The organism is Qaidamihabitans albus, assembly GCF_016464705.1.
Lineage (GTDB): Bacteria > Actinomycetota > Actinomycetes > Mycobacteriales > Pseudonocardiaceae > Qaidamihabitans > Qaidamihabitans albus.
On sequence record NZ_JAEHOB010000023.1, the window covers coordinates 1 to 16,240 of the forward strand.

Genomic DNA, 16,240 nt, shown 5'->3' on the forward strand with positions numbered 1-16,240 from the left:
CACTGTCACCGATGTCCCCGAACTTCACAGCGAGTTCTAACCGGGGTGAACACTCACGAGCTATTGTGGAGTTCGTATGTCCACACGTTCCCCTGTCGATGAGCTGCGTTCCCGGCTGCCCGGGCTCATGCCGCGCGACGCGCACCGGCTGCGCCGCCGCATCGAGGGCGCCCGCAAGGCGAAGGACCAGCGGGCCGTGGCCGCCCGGATCGCCTCGGACATCGACGCGGCGGAGCTGAAGGTCCAGCGCAGGCGCGAGACCGTCCCGCGGATCGAGTACCCGCAGGAGCTGCCCGTCAGCATGCGGCGGGACGATCTCGCCGCCGCGATCCGGGACCACCAGGTCGTGATCGTCGCCGGGGAGACCGGTTCGGGCAAGACGACCCAGCTGCCGAAGATCTGCCTCGAGCTGGGTCTCGGCGTGCGCGGGCAGATCGGGCACACGCAACCCCGGCGGATCGCCGCCCGCACGGTCGCCGAGCGCATCGCAGGCGAACTGCACACCGAGCTCGGCTCCGTGGTGGGCTACAAGGTCCGCTTCACCGACACCTCGGGCGAGGACACCCTCGTCAAGCTCATGACCGACGGCATCCTGCTCGCCGAGATCCAGAACGACCGGATGCTGCGCCAGTACGACACGCTGATCATCGACGAGGCGCACGAGCGCAGCCTCAACATCGACTTCCTGCTCGGCTACCTGAAGCAGTTGCTGCCGCGCAGGCCCGATCTCAAGGTGATCATCACCTCGGCCACCATCGATCCGGAGCGGTTCTCCCGGCATTTCGGGGGGTCCGGGGGGTCCCGGGGCGCGCCGATCGTCGAGGTCTCCGGCCGGACCTACCCGGTCGAGGTGCGCTACCGGCCGGTCGTCGACGAGGCGGCGCCCGAGGTCGACCGCGACCAGGTGCAGGCGATCTGCGACGCCGTGGTGGAGCTGTCCGCCGAGGGGCCGGGCGACATCCTGGTGTTCCTCTCCGGGGAGCGGGAGATCCGCGACACCAACGAGGCGCTGCTGGCGCTGAACCTGCCGAATACCGAGGTCCTGCCCCTCTACGCGCAGCTGTCCGCGGCCGACCAGCACCGGGTGTTCCAGCGGCACACGGGCAGGCGGATCGTGCTGGCCACCAACGTCGCCGAGACCTCGCTCACCGTGCCCGGCATCAAGTACGTGATCGACCCGGGCACGGCCCGCATCTCCCGCTACAGCCACCGCACGAAGGTGCAGCGGCTGCCCATCGAGGCGATCTCGCAGGCTTCGGCGAACCAGCGCAAGGGCCGCTGCGGGCGCACGTCGGACGGCATCTGCGTGCGGCTGTACTCGGAGGAGGACTTCGCGGCGCGGCCGGAGTTCACCGACCCGGAGATCCTGCGCACCAACCTGGCCTCGGTGATCCTGCAGATGACCTCGCTGGGACTCGGGGACATCGAGGCGTTCCCGTTCGTGGAGCCACCGGACCGGCGCCAGATCACCGACGGCAGGCAGCTGCTGGCCGAGCTCGGCGCGCTGGAGGGGGCAGGCAAGGACGGCCGCGACCGGCTCACCCCGGTGGGCCGCCAGCTCGCCCAGCTCCCCGTCGACCCGCGGATGGGCCGGATGATCGTCGAGGCGGGCCGCAACGGCTGCGTGCGCGAAGTGATGATCATCGCCGCCGCACTGTCCATCCAGGACCCCCGCGAGCGGCCCGCGGAGAAGCGGCAGGCGGCCGACCAGCTGCACGCCCGGTTCAACGACCCGAACTCCGACTTCCTCGCCTACCTGAACCTGTGGAACCACCTGCGCGAGCAGCAGCAGGCGCGCTCCGCCAACCAGTTCCGCAAGATGTGCCGCGCCGAGTACCTCAACTACCTGCGCGTGCGCGAGTGGCAGGACGTCTACAGCCAGCTCCGCCAGCTCGCGAAGCCGCTGGGGATCACGCTCAACACCGTGCCCGGCGACCCGCAGCGGATCCATACCTCGCTGATCGCCGGCCTGCTCTCGCACATCGGCCTCAAGGATCCGGCCAAGGGTGACTACCTGGGCGCGCGCGGCGCCCGTTTCGCCATCTTCCCCGGTTCGGCGCTGTTCAAGAAGCAGCCGCGCTGGGTGGCCTCGGCCGAGCTGGTGGAGACCTCCCGGCTGTGGGCAAGGGTCAACGCGCGGATCGAGCCGGAGTGGGTCGAGCCGCTGGCCGGGCACGTGGTCAAGCGCACGTACTCGGAACCGCACTGGGAGCGCAAGCGCGGCGCGGTGATGGCGAACGAACGGGTCACCCTGTACGGCGTCCCGCTGGTCACCGGGCGCAAGGTCAACTACGGGCGGATCGACCCTGAGGTCTCGCGCGAGCTGTTCATCCGGCACGCGCTGGTCGAGGGCGACTGGGACACCGGCCACCGGTTCTTCCACGACAACCGCGCGCTGCTCGACGAGGTGGAGGACCTGGAGCACCGGGCGCGTCGGCGCGACATCCTCGTCGACGACGAGACGCTGTTCGCCTTCTACGACGAACGGATTCCCGCCGAGGTCGTCTCCGCCAGGCACTTCGACAGCTGGTGGAAGAAGGCCAGGCGCACGGAGCCCGACCTGCTCGGCTTCGAGAAGACGATGCTGATCAACGCCACCGCGGGCGAGGTCAGCGAGGCCGACTACCCGGACGGGTGGACGCAGGGCTCGCTGCGTTTCGACCTGACCTACCAGTTCGAACCCGGCACCGGTGCGGACGGTGTCACCGTGCACCTCCCGCTGCCCGTGCTGAACCAGGTGCGTGAGGCCGGCTTCGAGTGGCAGGTGCCCGGGCTGCGTGAGGAGCTGGTGACCGCGCTGATCAAGTCGCTGCCGAAGCCGCTACGGCGCAATTTCGTCCCCGCCCCGGACACCGCCAGGCAGGTGCTGTCCAGGGTGGGCCCGGCGGACGGTCCGCTGCTGGACGTGCTCGGCCGGGAGCTGGAGGCGCTGCGCGGCGTCGCCGTGCCGCCGGGGGCGTGGCAGTGGTCAGCCGTGCCCGAGCACCTCAAGATGACCTTCCGGGTACTCGGCGAGGGCAACCGGGAGATCGCCGAGGGCAAGGACCTGGCCGCGCTGAAGGAGCGGCTGAGCGGCCGGCTGCGGGCGACGATCTCCGCGGCGGCCGAGGACATCGAGCGCTCGGGCCTGCGCACGCCCGACTTCGGTGAGCTGCCACCGGTGTTCCAGGCCAGGCGGCAGGAGCACGAGGTGCGGGCCTACCCGGCGCTCGTCGACGAGGGCGACAGCGTCGCGGTACGCATTCTCGACACCCCGGAGCAGCAGCGCCGGGCGATGTGGGAGGGCACCCGCCGGCTGCTGCGGCTCAACGTGCCCTCGCCGATGAAGCACATCAACCGCAACCTCGACAACCGGTCCAAGCTGGTGCTGAACCGCAACCCCCACGGCAGCGTCGCCGCGTTGCTGGAGGACTGCGTGGACTGCGCGGCGGACAAGCTCGTCGCCGACGCGGGCGGGCCGGTGTGGCACGAGGCCGGGTTCGCCGCGCTGCTCGACAAGGTGCGCGCCGGGCTCAACCCCGCCGTGCTCACCGTGTTGCGCGAGGTCGAGGGCATCCTGGCGGCGCTGCACGACGCCGAGGCCAGGCTCGCCGACACCCGCGGCGACGCGCTGCGGGAGTCGGTCGCCGACGTGCGGGCGCAGCTCGACGGCCTGGTGTACCCGGGGTTCGTGACGGCCACCGGTTACGACCGGCTGCCCGACCTGGTCCGGTACCTGCGGGCGGTGGAGCGCAGGCTGGAGAAGCTGCCCGGCGATCCCGCGCGCGATGTCGAGCGGCTGCGGGAGATCGCGTGGCTGCGCGACGAGTACCGCGCGATGCTCGACGGGCTGCCGCCGCACGCCACGCCGCCGCCCGTGCTCGCCGAGGTCCCGTGGATGATCGAGGAGCTGCGGGTGAGCTTCTTCGCGCAGACGCTGCGCACCGCGTACCCCGTTTCGGTCAAGCGGATCGTGCGGGCGCTGGACGACGCGGCGGCGGCCTGACCCCGTGTCCGCGCTCCCCGCACGCGTGTCCGCGTCGCGCGGCGCGGGCGCGTGTACACGGAGCGCGGACACGGCGGGCAGGGTGTAGTGCCGGCCGGTTCCGGCTAACCAGGGCGCGTGCCCGCGTTCGTAACCCAGCCATGGCCGCTGGGCTGGGCCGTCGCGTTCTTCCTGCTCGCGGCCGTGTTCACGGTGGTGTGCAGTATCCGGCTGGCCGGCCTCGGCGACGCCCTCGCCGACCGCACCGGCTGGGGCGAGGCGTTCTTCGGTGCGGTCTTCTTCGGCGTGGCGAGCTCGCTGTCCGGCATCGCGATGACGGGCGCGAGCGCGGTGGGTGGCCAGCCCGGGCTGGCCTACAGCAACGCGGTCGGCGGGATCGCCGTGCAGACCCTCGCGATCGTGGCCGCCGACGCGGCGTACCGGCGGGTCAACCTGGAGCACGCGGCGGCCTCGGTACGGAACCTCCTGTTCGGCTGCCTGCTGATCGTGCTGCTGTGCACCGCGCTGATGGCCTCGTTCAGCCCGGAGGTGACGGTGCTCGGCGTGCACCCGGCCTCGGCGGCGATGGCGGCTCTGTACCTGGGCGGGCTGCGGCTCATCCGGAAGCAGGAGGAGCCGATGTGGCGGGCCGTTCCCACCCGGGAGACGAAGCCGGATCTGCCCGAGGACCACGGCAGGCTCAGCAGGCGCGGCACCGCGTCGCTGTGGGCGGAGTTCGCGGTGATCGCCGCGGTCGTGATCGTCGGCGGCTGGGCGATCGCGCGGGCCGCGGAGACCCTGGTCACCGCCACCGGCCTGCGCGCGGGCTTCGTCGGCGGGATCTTCATGGGCCTGGTCAACGCACTTCCCGAGACGGTCACCGCGATCGCCGCGGTCCGCCGGGGCGCGGTGACGCTCGCGATCGCGGCCGTCATCGGCGGCAACAGTCTCGACGCGCTCAACCTCGCCATCGGCGATGCCGCCTTCCGCGGCGGGTCGCTGTTCCACGCCGCGGGTACGGACCAGCTCTTCCTCACCGCGGCGGCACTGTTGATGACTGCCGTCCTGCTCGGCGGCCTGCTCGTGCGGCAGCGCAAGGGCTGGTGGCGGCTCGGTTTCGATGGCATCATGCTCGCCCTCATCTACGCCACCGCCGTCGTCAGCCTCGCCTTCTGACCCGCGAGTCCCCCGCCCAGGCCCGCGAGTTGCCCGTTCAGGGCCGCGACGTGTCCGGCCACGAGCCCATCGGTGCCGCGAGCGGGGAACTCGTGGTCCCGAGTGCGGGACTCGCGGGCTACTTGGCGTCGGCGTAGCAGTCGACCACGGTGGCGGTCATCGGGAAGCGCACCGGGCAGGCCGCGCCGAACACCCGCTCCGTGGCCTCCCGCACGGACTCCGCGAGGCAGTCGCGCACCTGCTCGGCGAGGTGATCGGGGGAGTGCACGATCACCTCGTCGTGCTGGAAGAACACCAGGTGCGCCGGTGCGGGCAGCCGTCCGCGCAGGCTTGCCAGCAGTACGGCGGTCCAGTCCGCGGCACTGGCCTGCACGACGAAGTTCCTGGTGAACCGGCCCCAGTCGCGCGAAGCACGCCGCGCACCCTCCTCGTTGCCCGCGCCGCCGGTGAGCGCCCGCCAGGCCGCGGACGGCGGTGGCGACGTGCGACCCAGGCGGGAGCGCACGAGCTGCCCTCGTTCCCCGGCCAGCGCGGCATGCTCCACATAGGACACCGCGGCCGGGAACCGCTGCCGGAGCAGCGCGAGCAACGACGCCGCCTCGCCGGCCGTGCCGCCGTACATCGCCGAGAGCATCGCGATCTTCGCCTTCTGGCGGTCGTCCTGGCCGGCAGCCGCGTCGCTCCGCGCGCCCGCGAACATCACCTCGGCCAGGCTGTCGTACAGGTCGGCCGACGCAGCCACCTCGGCCAGCGTGCGATCGCCGGCCAGTGCGGCCAGCACCCGCGGCTCCAGCTGCGCGGCGTCCGCGACGACGAGCTTCCAGCCCGGGTCGGCCCGCACGCACACCCGCAGCGTGCGCGGGATCTGCAGCGCCGCACCGCCGCGGCTCGCCCAGCGCCCGGACACGACGCCGCCGACGACGTACACCGGCCGGAACCGGTCGCCGTGCACCCAGGCGTCCAGCCACGCCCAGCCGTGCGCGGAGTGCAGGCGGGCCAGTTCCTTGTACTCCAGCAGCGGGGCGACCGCGGGGTGGGCCACCTCGCGCAGCACGTGTGCCCGCGCGGAGGGCAGCTGGACACCGGCCCTGCCGAACGCGCGGACCACGCTGCCCGGATGGTCGGGGTTCACCGGCCGGCTGCCGAACGCCGCCTGGACCCGGTCGGCGAGCTCCGCCAGCCTGCGTGGCCGCTGCCCGGCCGGTACCCGGTCGCCGAGGAGCTCGGTGAGCAACTTGTCGTGGATATCGGCCCGCCAGGGCAGCCCGTCCACCGACATCTCGGCCGCCGCCAGCGCGCTCGCCGACTCGGCCGCGATCAGCAGGCGCAGGCGCTGCGGGTGCGCGGCCCGCTCGATTCGCCCGCACTGCTCGGTGAACACCAGCTCGGCGGCATCGGCCACGGTGACGCCAGGGGGCAGTCCCGATCCGCGCGGGTCGAACAGCGCGGGCTGGTCGTGGTCGTCGTGCCCGGCGGGCGCGGCCTCGGCAGGCGGATCGAGGCCACGTGCCCTGGCGAACGCGGCCGCCAGCGTGCGGGACTGCTCGCCGCGTTCCTCGTTCGCGAGGAGCAGCGCCTCGGCCAGCGCGAGGTCGTGACAGCGGCGCACCCGCACCCCGCCGTCGAGCAGCGCGGGATAGTCGTGCTCGACCGAGGTGAACACCCAGCGCGGCCGCAGCTGCCTTTCCCACCGCGCGGCGTGCTCGGCGAGCTCGGTGGCGGGCAGCGCGCCCGGCACCGTGAGCTCGCCGCCGAGCGCACGGACGGCGAAGGTGCCCTCCGGCTCCCGCGCGAGGATGATGTGCACGGGATGATTCTGTGTGGTGCCACCGACACTCCGTTCGACAACGTACCTACTCGCGGGTAGGTTTCTGCACGCGGAGATCTCGACCACAGCGGACACGGAGGTACTCGGATGAGAAGGCCGCCTACCGTGGCGGGACTGGCGAACCGCGTCACGGATGCCGCCCGCAGCGTGGAGGTGCTGCGGCGGGCCGGGCTCGTCCCGTTCCCGAGGCTCGACGAGGGCATCCGGTCGCTGCTCGCGGTGCGCAAGTTCGGCGCGCTGGCCGGTGCCACGCAGATCGCCGCGCACCGCGACCCGGACGCGACCGGTCTCGTCGACGAACGCGGCCCGCTCACGTTCAAGCAGCTCGACCTCCGGTCCAACGCACTCGCGCGGGCCTGGTCCGAACGCGGTGTGGGCGCAGGCTCGACGATCGCCGTGCTGAGCCGTGACCACCGCGGCCTGGTGACCACGATGCTCGCCGCGGGCAAGCTCGGTGTCCCGTTGCTCCTGATGAACACCGGGTTCGCCAAACCGCAACTGGCCGACGTCGCCGAGCGGGAGAACGTGAACGTGCTCGTCCACGACGAGGAGTTCACCGGGCTGTTGGACGCCGTGCGGGGGGACGCCGAGCGATACCTGTCGTGGATCGAGACGGACCTGTCCGGCCAGCCAGGACAGCCAGGACAGCCAGGACAGCCAGGACAGCGCAGCCCTGTCCTCGACGAGCTCATCGCGAGCACCGACGACCGGCCGCTGCCCGCTCCGGCCAGGCCCGGCGCGCTCGTGCTGCTGACCAGCGGCACGACCGGCACGCCGAAGGGCGCGCCGCGGCCGAAGATCTCCGCGCTGGACTCCGCCCAGTTCCTCGACCGTGTGCCGCTGCGGGTCGGCGAGAGCACCTACCTGGGGGCGCCGTTGTTCCACGGCACCGGGCTCTCCCAGTTCATCCTCTCGTTCGCCCTCGGTTCCAAGGTGGTGCTGCGGCGCAAGTTCGACCCGGAGCGGACCCTGCGCGGCATCGCGGAGCATCGCTGCACGGCGCTGGTGCTCGTGCCCACGATGCTGCAGCGCATCGTCGACCTCGGCCCGGACGTGATCGGCCGGTACGACACGTCCTCGCTGCGGATCATCTTCGTCGCCGGCTCCGCCCTCTCGCCGGACCTCGGCAACCGGGCCACCGCGATCTTCGGCGACGTGGTCCACAACCTCTACGGCTCGACCGAGGTCGCCGTCGCCACCGTGGCGACCCCGGAGGACTGGCGCAAGGCGCCCGGCACGGTGGGCCGTGCACCCGTGGGCTGCCGGGTGGAGCTGTACGACGAGGCCGGCCGCCGCATCACCGAGCCCTACGTGACGGGCCGTGTCTTCGTGGGCAGCGGCCTGAGCTTCGAGGGCTACACCGACGGGCGGAACAAGGAAGTGATCGACGGGCTGCTCGCCAGCGGCGACGTGGGCCACTTCGACTCCGACGGGCTGTTGTTCATCGACGGCCGCGATGACGAGATGATCGTCTCCGGTGGCGAGAACGTCTTCCCCATCGAGGTGGAGAACCTGCTGGTGGAGCGGGACGACGTGATCGAGGCGGCCGTGGTCGGGGTTGCCGACGACGAGTTCGGCCAGCGGCTCAAGGCGTTCGTCGTGCCCGCGCCGGGCAGGCGGCTCGACGCGGACACCGTGCGCGAGTACGTCAAGGAGAACCTCGCGCGGTACAAGGTGCCGCGGGACGTGGAGTTCCTCGACGAGCTGCCCCGCAACGCGACCGGAAAGGTGCTCCGCCACGAACTTTCGTAGCCCGGCTCACGTGGCGACTCGTGAGTGGCTACCCGAGTTCTAACTCGCGTAGCCACTCACGACCCGGCGGGCGGCTAGGACCAGCCGATGCCGAACACACCGGGGCCGAAGTCGAGCGCGACGGCGTGGACCCCGCTGGCGTTGTCGAGCCGCAGCTCACGGCTCGCGGCCGTGCCACCGGCCTCCTCNCCCGGCGGGCGGCTAGGACCAGCCGATGCCGAACACACCGGGGCCGAAGTCGAGCGCGACGGCGTGGACCCCGCTGGCGTTGTCGAGCCGCAGCTCACGGCTCGCGGCCGTGCCACCGGCCTCCTCACGTGCGTACTGCCAGCAGCGGAACGGCACGTCGCCGCCTTCGAAGCGCACCTCAAGCAGGTACTCGCGCACCGGCCTGCCGAACTCGCGAAAGTGCGTGTTCGCCGCGCAGGGCGGCCCGGAGCCGGTGAAGGAGTACTCGACGAGGTGGGTCTCGCCGCGGTCGATCGGCCGGTCGAAAAGCAGCTCGGCGACCGTGACGCCGTGCGCGGAGTCCGGCTCGACCCGGCCGACGGTGCAGTTCCGCAGGGCGCGCAGCGCGGGCAGGCCCGGGTAGGCGAGCAGCCAGCGGTCCTGCCCGTCCGCCGTCGCCTGGAACACGGCCCTGGCCGTGACGCGGCGCTGCCGGCCGTCGGCGGTGACGTCGCAGCGGTCGTGCAGGCCGACGAGGGTGAGCCGCTCATTCAGGGGCCCGGGTTCGGCGGCGTCCCTGCGCCTGCGGGACGAGCTGCCGCGCGGGCGTGGCGGCGGCAGCAGCCCGAGCAGCGAGCCGGCCACGAGATCGAGGATCTCCTCGAGCGCGCGGACGGCCGAGATCGAGCTCTGCCGTTCCGGCTGGCGCTTGCCCGACTGCCAGTAGCTGAGCGCGGTGACGCTGACCGAGACGCCGCGTGCCTGCAGCCGCGCCTGGATGCGGTCGAGACTGAGCCCGCTGGCGGAGATCGCATTCCGTAGCGCGACGGAGAACGCGGTTCCACCCGGCTCTCCGTCGGTATCCTGCTCCGTCAGCATCTCCCCGGTTCGCCCCCGACCTGCGTGCTGGTAACGATATGGGCAACGTTAGCAGCGAACTGTAACGCCAGGCCGGTGATCGCGTTGTGCTACCCGTGACCCATACGGTCTACGGCACGTTACTCCAAACGGGCCAATACTGGTAACTGGCAATCATTGCCCCGTCCCTGCCCGCACCGATTGCATGACTTTTACGCAACAGGTCGGGACAGGGAGGCAGTCAATGGGCTCAACGGGGTCAGCGGGGTCAGCGGGGTCAGCCGGTAACTCACGACACCTTCGGCGAGGGCTGGCCGCGGCAGCGGCGGCCGTGGGGCTGGCGGTGGCAGCCACGCTCGGTTCGGCACCTGCGTACGCGGCGCAGGGGCAGATCCAGTCGGCGGGCACGGCCACGGCGGTGCCGGACAGCTACCTGGTGGTACTGGAACAGAACCGGCTCACCACGGGCCTGCTGTCAGTGGCGCGCGGCCTGGCCGGGGACTACGGCGCCGAGCTCACCCGCACGTTCGGCAGCGCGCTGAACGGGTTCTCGATCAAGGCCAGCGAGGTCGAGGCCAAGCGGCTCGCCGCGGACAGCGACGTCGCCTATGTCGTGCAGAACCAGCGTGTGCGCATCGCCGACGTGCAGCAGAGCCCGCCGTCTTGGGGCCTCGACCGCATCGACCAGCGGGATCTGCCGCTGGACGACACCTACGAGTTCGCGTTGAAGGCGGACAACGTGACCGCCTACGTCCTCGACACCGGGGTCGACGCCGATCACAGCACGTTCGGCGGCCGCGTCGCCGCCGGTAAGGACTTCATCGACAACGACGACGACGCCGCCGACGAGCACGGGCACGGCACGCACGTCGCGGGCACCATCGGCGGCGGCGAGTACGGCGTCGCCAAGGGCGTCCAGATCGTCCCCGTCCGGGTCCTCGACGCGAACGGCAGCGGAACCACCGAGCAGATCGTCGCGGGCATCGACTGGGTCGCCGCCAACGCCAGCGGTCCCTCGGTCGCCAACATGAGCCTCGGCGGCATGGTGGACACCGCCCTCGACGACGCCGTGCGCGGCGCCATCGAGCAGGGCGTGACGTTCGGCGTCGCGGCGGGCAACTCCAGTCTCGACGCCAGCCTCTTCTCGCCCGCGCGGGTCGGCGAGGCGATCACCGTCGCCGCGAGCGATGACGGTGACGCCCAGGCGTCCTTCTCGAACTTCGGCAGCGTGGTCGACCTCTACGCCCCCGGTGTGGACATCACCTCGGCCTGGACCGACGGCGGGGAGAACACGATCAGCGGCACGTCGATGGCCACGCCGCACGTGGTCGGCGCCGCCGCGCTGTACCTGGCCGGGAACCCGGACGCCACGCCCGCGGCCGTCGAGGAGGCGCTGACCGGCGCCGCCACGCCCGACAAGATCACCGACCCGAGCCTCGGCACGCCGAACCGGCTGCTCTACACCGGGGAGTGAGCGAAACGCCCGCAGCGGTGACCCGGCGCGCTGTGCGCCGGGTCACCGCCTTGTTACCTGCCGGTAATGCCATGATGAGGCATGGCCATCCGGAAGAACATCGTGATCACCGGTGCCAGCTCGGGGCTCGGAGCGGGTATGGCCCGCCGGTTCGCCGCCGCGGGCCGCGACCTCGCCCTGTGCGCACGCCGCACCGACCGGCTCGACGAGCTCGCCGCGGAGCTGCGGCAACGGCATCCCGGCATCCGGGTGCTGACCCGCGAGCTCGACGTCAACGACCATGATCGTGTCTTCAGCGTGTTCGAGGAGTTCCGCGCCGAGCTGGGCGGCCTCGACCGGGTCATCGTCAACGCGGGCCTCGGCAAGGGACAGCCGGTCGGCACCGGGTACTTCCATGCCAACCGGCAGACCGCGGAGACCAACTTCGTCGCCGCGCTCGCCCAGTGCGAGGCGGCGCTGGCGATCTTCCGCGAGCAGAACGCCGGTCACCTGGTGGTCGTCTCCTCGTTCAGCGCACTGCGCGGGCTGCCCGGCAACCTGACCGCCTATGCCGCGTCGAAGGCCGCGGTCTCCGCGCTGGCCGACGGCATTCGCGCCGACATGCTGCGGACGCCGGTGCGGGTCACCACCCTCCTGCCGGGCTACATCGAGTCGGAGATGACCGGTTCGGCGGGCCGCACGCCGCTGCTCGCCGGGGCCGAGAAGGGCGTGCGGGCGCTGGTCAGGGCGATCGAGCGGGAACCAGCCAGGGCCTACATCCCGCCCTTGCCGTGGGCGCCGCTCAGTGTTGTCATGCGGGTGCTGCCGACCGGACTGCTGCGGAGGTTCACGTGAGCGACCCGGTCACCGAGGTCCGCGACGAGGATCGCTTCGACGTCGCCGCCGTGCACGAGTGGCTGGCCGCGCGCGTGGACGGCCTGGCCGGGCTCCCGCAGGTGCGGCAGTTCCCCGGCGGGGCCTCGAACCTGACCTACCTGCTGCGTTACCCGGGCCGCGAGCTGATCCTGCGCCGCCCGCCCGCCGGGCACCGGGCTGCCTCGGCGCACGACATGCGGCGCGAGTACCGCGTACAGGATGCGCTGCGGCCCGTCTTCCCGTACGTGCCGCGGATGCTGGCCCTCTGCGACGACCCGGCCGTGCTCGGCGACGACTTCTACGTCATGGAGCGCCTCCACGGCCTCATCCTCCGCGGCGACCTGCCACCCGGGATGTCGCTGGAGCCCGCCGCCGCGCGGAGGCTGTCCACCGGCGTCATCGACCGGCTGGTCGAGCTGCACGAGGTGGACGTGGCCGCCGCGGGTCTCGGCGACCTGGGCAAGGGCACGGGTTACGTCGAGCGGCAGATCCGCGGCTGGACCGAGCGCTACCGGCGGGCGCGCACGGAGAACGTGCCCGAGTTCGCCGAGGTCACCGCATGGCTCGCCGCCAACCTGCCGGACGAGGTGTCGATCTGCCTGATCCACAACGACTACCGGCTGGACAACGTGGTGCTCGACAGCGCGGAGGGACTGGACGTCGTCGGCATCCTCGACTGGGAGATGGCCACGCTCGGCGATCCGCTGATGGAGCTGGGCAGCACACTCGCCTACTGGGTCCAGGCCGATGACGACGACTTCTTCAAGGCGAGCAGGCGGCAGCCGACCCACCTGCCCGGGATGCTCACCCGGGCCGAGGTGGTGGATCACTACGCCCGGCGCACCGGGCTGGCGATCCCCGACTGGACCTTCTACGAGGTGTACGGGCTGTTCCGGCTCGCCGCGATCATCCAGCAGATCTACTACCGCTATCACCAGGGGCAGACCCGAAACCCGGCGTTCCAGGACTTCTGGCAGCTGGTCGGCTACCTGGAATGGCGGTGCCGCACCGTGATCGAGGGGAGTACCGGCTGAATGGGCGCCATCTACCTGGTGCGGCACGGGCAGGCGTCGTTCGGCGCCGCCGACTACGACGTGCTCTCCGAGCGCGGGACCGAGCAGTCCAGGGCCGCCGGTGCGGAGCTGCGCAGGCGGCAGGTCGACGTGGCGCAGGCGCGCTGCGGCACGCTGTCGCGGCAGCGGGCGACGGCGGCCACGGCGCTGGCCGAGGTGGCGCCGAGCGTCGTCGCCAAGGAGGACCCGCGGTGGAACGAGTACGACCACACCGACATCGCCGCCCACCACGGTGGTGGCGCGGCACAGGACAGCGCCGACCCGCGCGCGTTCCAGGCGGCGCTCGAGGCCGCGCTGGCGAGCTGGGTGCGGGCGGGGGAGGAGAGCCCGTGCGCGGAGACATGGCCCGCCTTCCTCGGCCGGGTGCGCGGTGCCCTCGACGACGTGATCGCGGCGCTCGGCAAGGGTGAGCAGGCGGTGGTGTTCACCTCGGGCGGGGTGATCGCGGCCTTGTGCGGCGCGCTCTCCGCGACGCCGGAGACCGGTCTGCTGACCCTGAACCGCGTCACGGTGAACGCGGGGATCACCAAGATCGTCACCGGCCGCGCGGGCACGACGCTGCTGTCGTTCAACGAGCACGGGCACTTCGAAGGCCAGGCAGCGGCACTGCTCAGCTACCGGTAGGAGGCACCATGCGTTTCGGTGAGGTCCGGGTCGTTCCCGTCAACGGGTACGGCCCGGAGGACACGCTGGTCGACGCGGACGGGCAGGTCTACACCGGGCTCGCCGACGGCCGCATCATCCGGATCAGCCAGGACGGCAGGCGCATCGACGCGGTCGCGGACACCGGCGGGCGGCCGCTCGGCCTGGAGTTCTACGGCGACGAGCTGCTCGTCTGTGACGCGTACCGGGGCCTGCTGGTGGTGTCGCCCGCCGACGGTGCCGTGCGGACTCTCACCAGGGAGGTCGCGGGCAGGCCGATGGTGTTCTGCAACAACGCCGCGGTCGCGGCGGACGGCACCGTCTACTTCAGCGACTCCTCGGCCCGCTTCCCGATCACCCACTGGCGCGACGACCTGATCGAGCAGACGGGCTCCGGCAGGCTGCTGCGCCGCGGCCCGGACGGTGCGATCGACGAGCTCGCCGGCGGGCTCCAGTTCGCCAACGGGGTCGCGCTGTCCGCGGACGAGTCGTTCGTGACGGTGGCCGAGACGGGGGACTGCCGGGTGCGCCGCGTCTGGCTGACCGGCGAGCGGGCGGGCAGCACCGATGTCTTCGCCGACGGCCTTGCCGGGCATCCGGACAACACCTCCACCGGCAGCGACGGGCTGATCTGGGTGACGCAGGCGAGCCCGCGCGTGGCGGCACTCGACATGGTGCGGCGCCTGCCCGGCGCGCTGCGGGCACTGGTGCGGCGGTTGCCGACCTCGGTGCAGCCGTCCCCGGCCCGGACCTGCGGGGTGCTCGGCATCGACTCCGAGGGCACGATCGTGCACGACCTCTCCGGCGAGGTCAGCGGCTTTCACATGCTCACCGGAGTGCGTGAGCGCGATGGCGTGCTCTACTTCGGCAGCCTGGAGGAGCGGTCGATCGCCATCACCACGGTGCCGGTCCGCTCGTGAGTGCGTACGCGAGTTCTAACTCGCGTGGCCACTCACGAGGGTGAGGTGCCGATGCTGAAGCCCGCGTCCGTGCCCAGCTCGATCTTGGCGCCGAGCGGGTCGCGGTCGAGGAGCCCGGCGATCGTCTCGGGATGCTCGCTGGAGGCGGCGGTCCACGCGCCGTCCGGCAGGGTGGCCAGCACGATCCCGCGTTCCGGCTCGCCCGACCTGTCGTGCAGAACGGTGTAGGTCTCCACCGTCGCCGGTCCGGTGGCGCCGGTGACGACTGCTCGCCGGGGCAGCGCGGCCACCTCGGCCGAGACCTGGTGATGGGCGTAGGGCTCGGTGGGCGGATCGGCGGCGAGCACGACGGCGGCGTGCTTGGTCAGGAACCAGCCGACGGCCGTGGCCAGCCCGTACTCGCCACGGGTGCCGCGCAGCCGTCCGACGAGCGTGGCCAGCGCGTGCGTCACGTAGTTGCTGCCGGGCCCGCCCGCGAACGTCAGCCCACCGGTCACCGTCGGTGGCCGCGCCGGATCGGCGAGGTCGGCGTCGCTCAGGCCGAGTTCGGTGGCCGCCACCTGCACCGCCGAGGGGAAGCACGAGTACAGGTCGAGATGGCCGATGTCGCCGATCCCGAGACCGGCGTGCCGCAGCGCGGCCGAGGTGGCGGCGGCGATCGCGGGGGAGCGGTCCAGCCGCGGCCGCTCCGAGACGAACCAGTGGTCGTCGGCGCCGGCCGTGGCGTGCACGAAGACCCAGTTCTCCCGTGGGATACCGGCCGACTCCGCGGTGGCCGCCGAGCAGAGCAGCAGCGCGGCGGCCTGGTCGACGAAGATGTTGGCGGTCAGCAGCTTGCGGTACGGCAGCGCGGCCATCCGGTTGTGGGGTCCGACCGTGACGATGTCCCGCGCACCGGGCGGGTCGGTCACCGCGGCGTGCGGGTTGTGCCGGGCGACGTCGGCGAAGCGGGCCCAGAGCCGGCCGAGCCGGTCGACGTGCGCGGGCAGGTCGCGGCCCGCGGCCGCGCGGATCGCGTTCTCGAACAGCGGGTAGAAGCCCAGGGGCAGGCGGAGCTGCGCGGCGGCCTCGGCCGGGTGCAGCGGCTCGCGGTCGACGCCGAGCATGCGGGTCGGCGCGGTGCCCTCGGGCTGCTTCGGGCCGCCGCCGTAGCGGCCGGCGAGCAGTGCCTTGACCGCCTCGCCGCCGGCCAGCAGCGTCGCGTCCAGCTCGCCGCGGCGGATCCGGCTCGCGGCGTCGGCGAGCAGTTCGACCGGGCTGGTGCCGCTGGTGTGGGTGTAGACGGTCTCAGCGGGGGAGAGGCCCAGCTCCACGGCGAGCAGCGCGGCCGGGTCGGCGGTGCCCCACGAGAAGCTGTCGGCCACCCCGACCGAGTGCAGGCGCTCGCGCAGCGCGGGCGCTCCGGCGTCGGCGAGCGCGGCTTCGGCGGCCAGCCGCATCAGCTCCCGTGGGGAGGTGGCTGCTGTGCTGTCCCGCAGGGTGTGCTGACCTGCGCCGACGAGTACCGGGGTCCGTGGGTCCACGACTCGA

11 protein-coding genes are annotated in these 16,240 nt (G+C 72.2%); 8 read left to right on the top strand and 3 right to left on the bottom strand.

Annotation, left to right across the window (positions count from 1 at the left end; translation table 11 throughout):
* The first annotated feature begins 76 nt into the window (after positions 1 to 76).
* Positions 77 to 3,985: an ATP-dependent RNA helicase HrpA gene (gene hrpA / locus JAP66_RS29075; protein WP_199435065.1), complete on the top strand. Its 3,909-nt coding sequence runs from the start codon at positions 77 to 79 to the stop codon at positions 3,983 to 3,985.
* Positions 3,986 to 4,102: 117 nt separating this feature from the next.
* Positions 4,103 to 5,140, top strand: a complete 1,038-nt coding sequence (locus tag JAP66_RS29080; protein ID WP_199435066.1) for a sodium:calcium antiporter — start codon at positions 4,103 to 4,105, stop codon at positions 5,138 to 5,140.
* A gap of 118 nt (positions 5,141 to 5,258) precedes the next feature.
* Here the strand turns inward: JAP66_RS29080 and JAP66_RS29085 are convergent, their stop codons facing one another.
* On the bottom strand, positions 5,259 to 6,947 hold the full coding sequence (locus JAP66_RS29085; protein WP_199435067.1) for a bifunctional 3'-5' exonuclease/DNA polymerase: 1,689 nt from the start codon (positions 6,945 to 6,947) through the stop codon (positions 5,259 to 5,261).
* A gap of 108 nt (positions 6,948 to 7,055) precedes the next feature.
* Between JAP66_RS29085 and JAP66_RS29090 the strand changes: the two genes are divergently transcribed.
* Positions 7,056 to 8,720 carry an acyl-CoA synthetase gene (locus JAP66_RS29090; protein WP_199435068.1) on the top strand — a complete coding sequence of 555 codons (1,665 nt, stop codon included), beginning with the start codon at positions 7,056 to 7,058 and terminating at the stop codon, positions 8,718 to 8,720.
* Positions 8,721 to 8,921: 201 nt separating this feature from the next.
* Here the strand turns inward: JAP66_RS29090 and JAP66_RS29095 are convergent, their stop codons facing one another.
* Entirely contained in the window at positions 8,922 to 9,767 is an 846-nt protein-coding gene (locus JAP66_RS29095; RefSeq protein ID WP_199435069.1) for a hypothetical protein, read from the bottom strand.
* 223 nt (positions 9,768 to 9,990) lie between these two features.
* Between JAP66_RS29095 and JAP66_RS29100 the strand changes: the two genes are divergently transcribed.
* The 5 genes from JAP66_RS29100 to JAP66_RS29120 all read left to right on the top strand — a co-directional run bounded on the left by JAP66_RS29100 (position 9,991) and on the right by JAP66_RS29120 (position 14,710).
* Positions 9,991 to 11,220 carry a S8 family peptidase gene (locus JAP66_RS29100; protein ID WP_199435070.1) on the top strand — a complete coding sequence of 410 codons (1,230 nt, stop codon included), beginning with the start codon at positions 9,991 to 9,993 and terminating at the stop codon, positions 11,218 to 11,220.
* A gap of 81 nt (positions 11,221 to 11,301) precedes the next feature.
* Complete coding sequence (locus JAP66_RS29105; RefSeq protein ID WP_199435071.1) at positions 11,302 to 12,054, top strand: SDR family oxidoreductase; 753 nt, start codon at positions 11,302 to 11,304, stop codon at positions 12,052 to 12,054.
* Positions 12,051 to 13,109 (top strand): phosphotransferase family protein, encoded by a 1,059-nt coding sequence (locus JAP66_RS29110; RefSeq protein WP_199435072.1) that lies wholly within the window; start codon positions 12,051 to 12,053, stop codon positions 13,107 to 13,109. The genes JAP66_RS29105 and JAP66_RS29110 overlap by 4 nt, the downstream gene beginning before the upstream one ends.
* Positions 13,110 to 13,772 (top strand): histidine phosphatase family protein, encoded by a 663-nt coding sequence (locus JAP66_RS29115; protein ID WP_199435073.1) that lies wholly within the window; start codon positions 13,110 to 13,112, stop codon positions 13,770 to 13,772. It abuts the gene before it with no gap.
* A gap of 8 nt (positions 13,773 to 13,780) precedes the next feature.
* Entirely contained in the window at positions 13,781 to 14,710 is a 930-nt protein-coding gene (locus tag JAP66_RS29120) for an SMP-30/gluconolactonase/LRE family protein (RefSeq protein WP_199435074.1), read from the top strand.
* Positions 14,711 to 14,742: 32 nt separating this feature from the next.
* On the opposite strand, the gene JAP66_RS33090 is transcribed toward JAP66_RS29120, so the two are convergent.
* Positions 14,743 to 16,233 carry a TLP1 C-terminal extension domain-containing protein gene (locus JAP66_RS33090; protein WP_199435075.1) on the bottom strand — a complete coding sequence of 497 codons (1,491 nt, stop codon included), beginning with the start codon at positions 16,231 to 16,233 and terminating at the stop codon, positions 14,743 to 14,745.
* Positions 16,234 to 16,240: the final 7 nt, after the last annotated feature.

Bases quoted from the DNA above. Each gene is read 5' to 3' on its own strand.
- JAP66_RS29090 (WP_199435068.1), top strand. From the start codon at position 7,056: ATGAGAAGGCCGCCTACCGTGGCGGGACTGGCGAACCGCGTCACGGAT.
- JAP66_RS29115 (WP_199435073.1), top strand. From the start codon at position 13,110: ATGGGCGCCATCTACCTGGTGCGGCACGGGCAGGCGTCGTTCGGCGCC.
- JAP66_RS29095 (WP_199435069.1), bottom strand. From the start codon at position 9,767: ATGCTGACGGAGCAGGATACCGACGGAGAGCCGGGTGGAACCGCGTTC.
- hrpA (WP_199435065.1), top strand. From the start codon at position 77: ATGTCCACACGTTCCCCTGTCGATGAGCTGCGTTCCCGGCTGCCCGGG.
- JAP66_RS29100 (WP_199435070.1), top strand. From the start codon at position 9,991: ATGGGCTCAACGGGGTCAGCGGGGTCAGCGGGGTCAGCCGGTAACTCA.
- JAP66_RS29120 (WP_199435074.1), top strand. From the start codon at position 13,781: ATGCGTTTCGGTGAGGTCCGGGTCGTTCCCGTCAACGGGTACGGCCCG.
- JAP66_RS29105 (WP_199435071.1), top strand. From the start codon at position 11,302: ATGGCCATCCGGAAGAACATCGTGATCACCGGTGCCAGCTCGGGGCTC.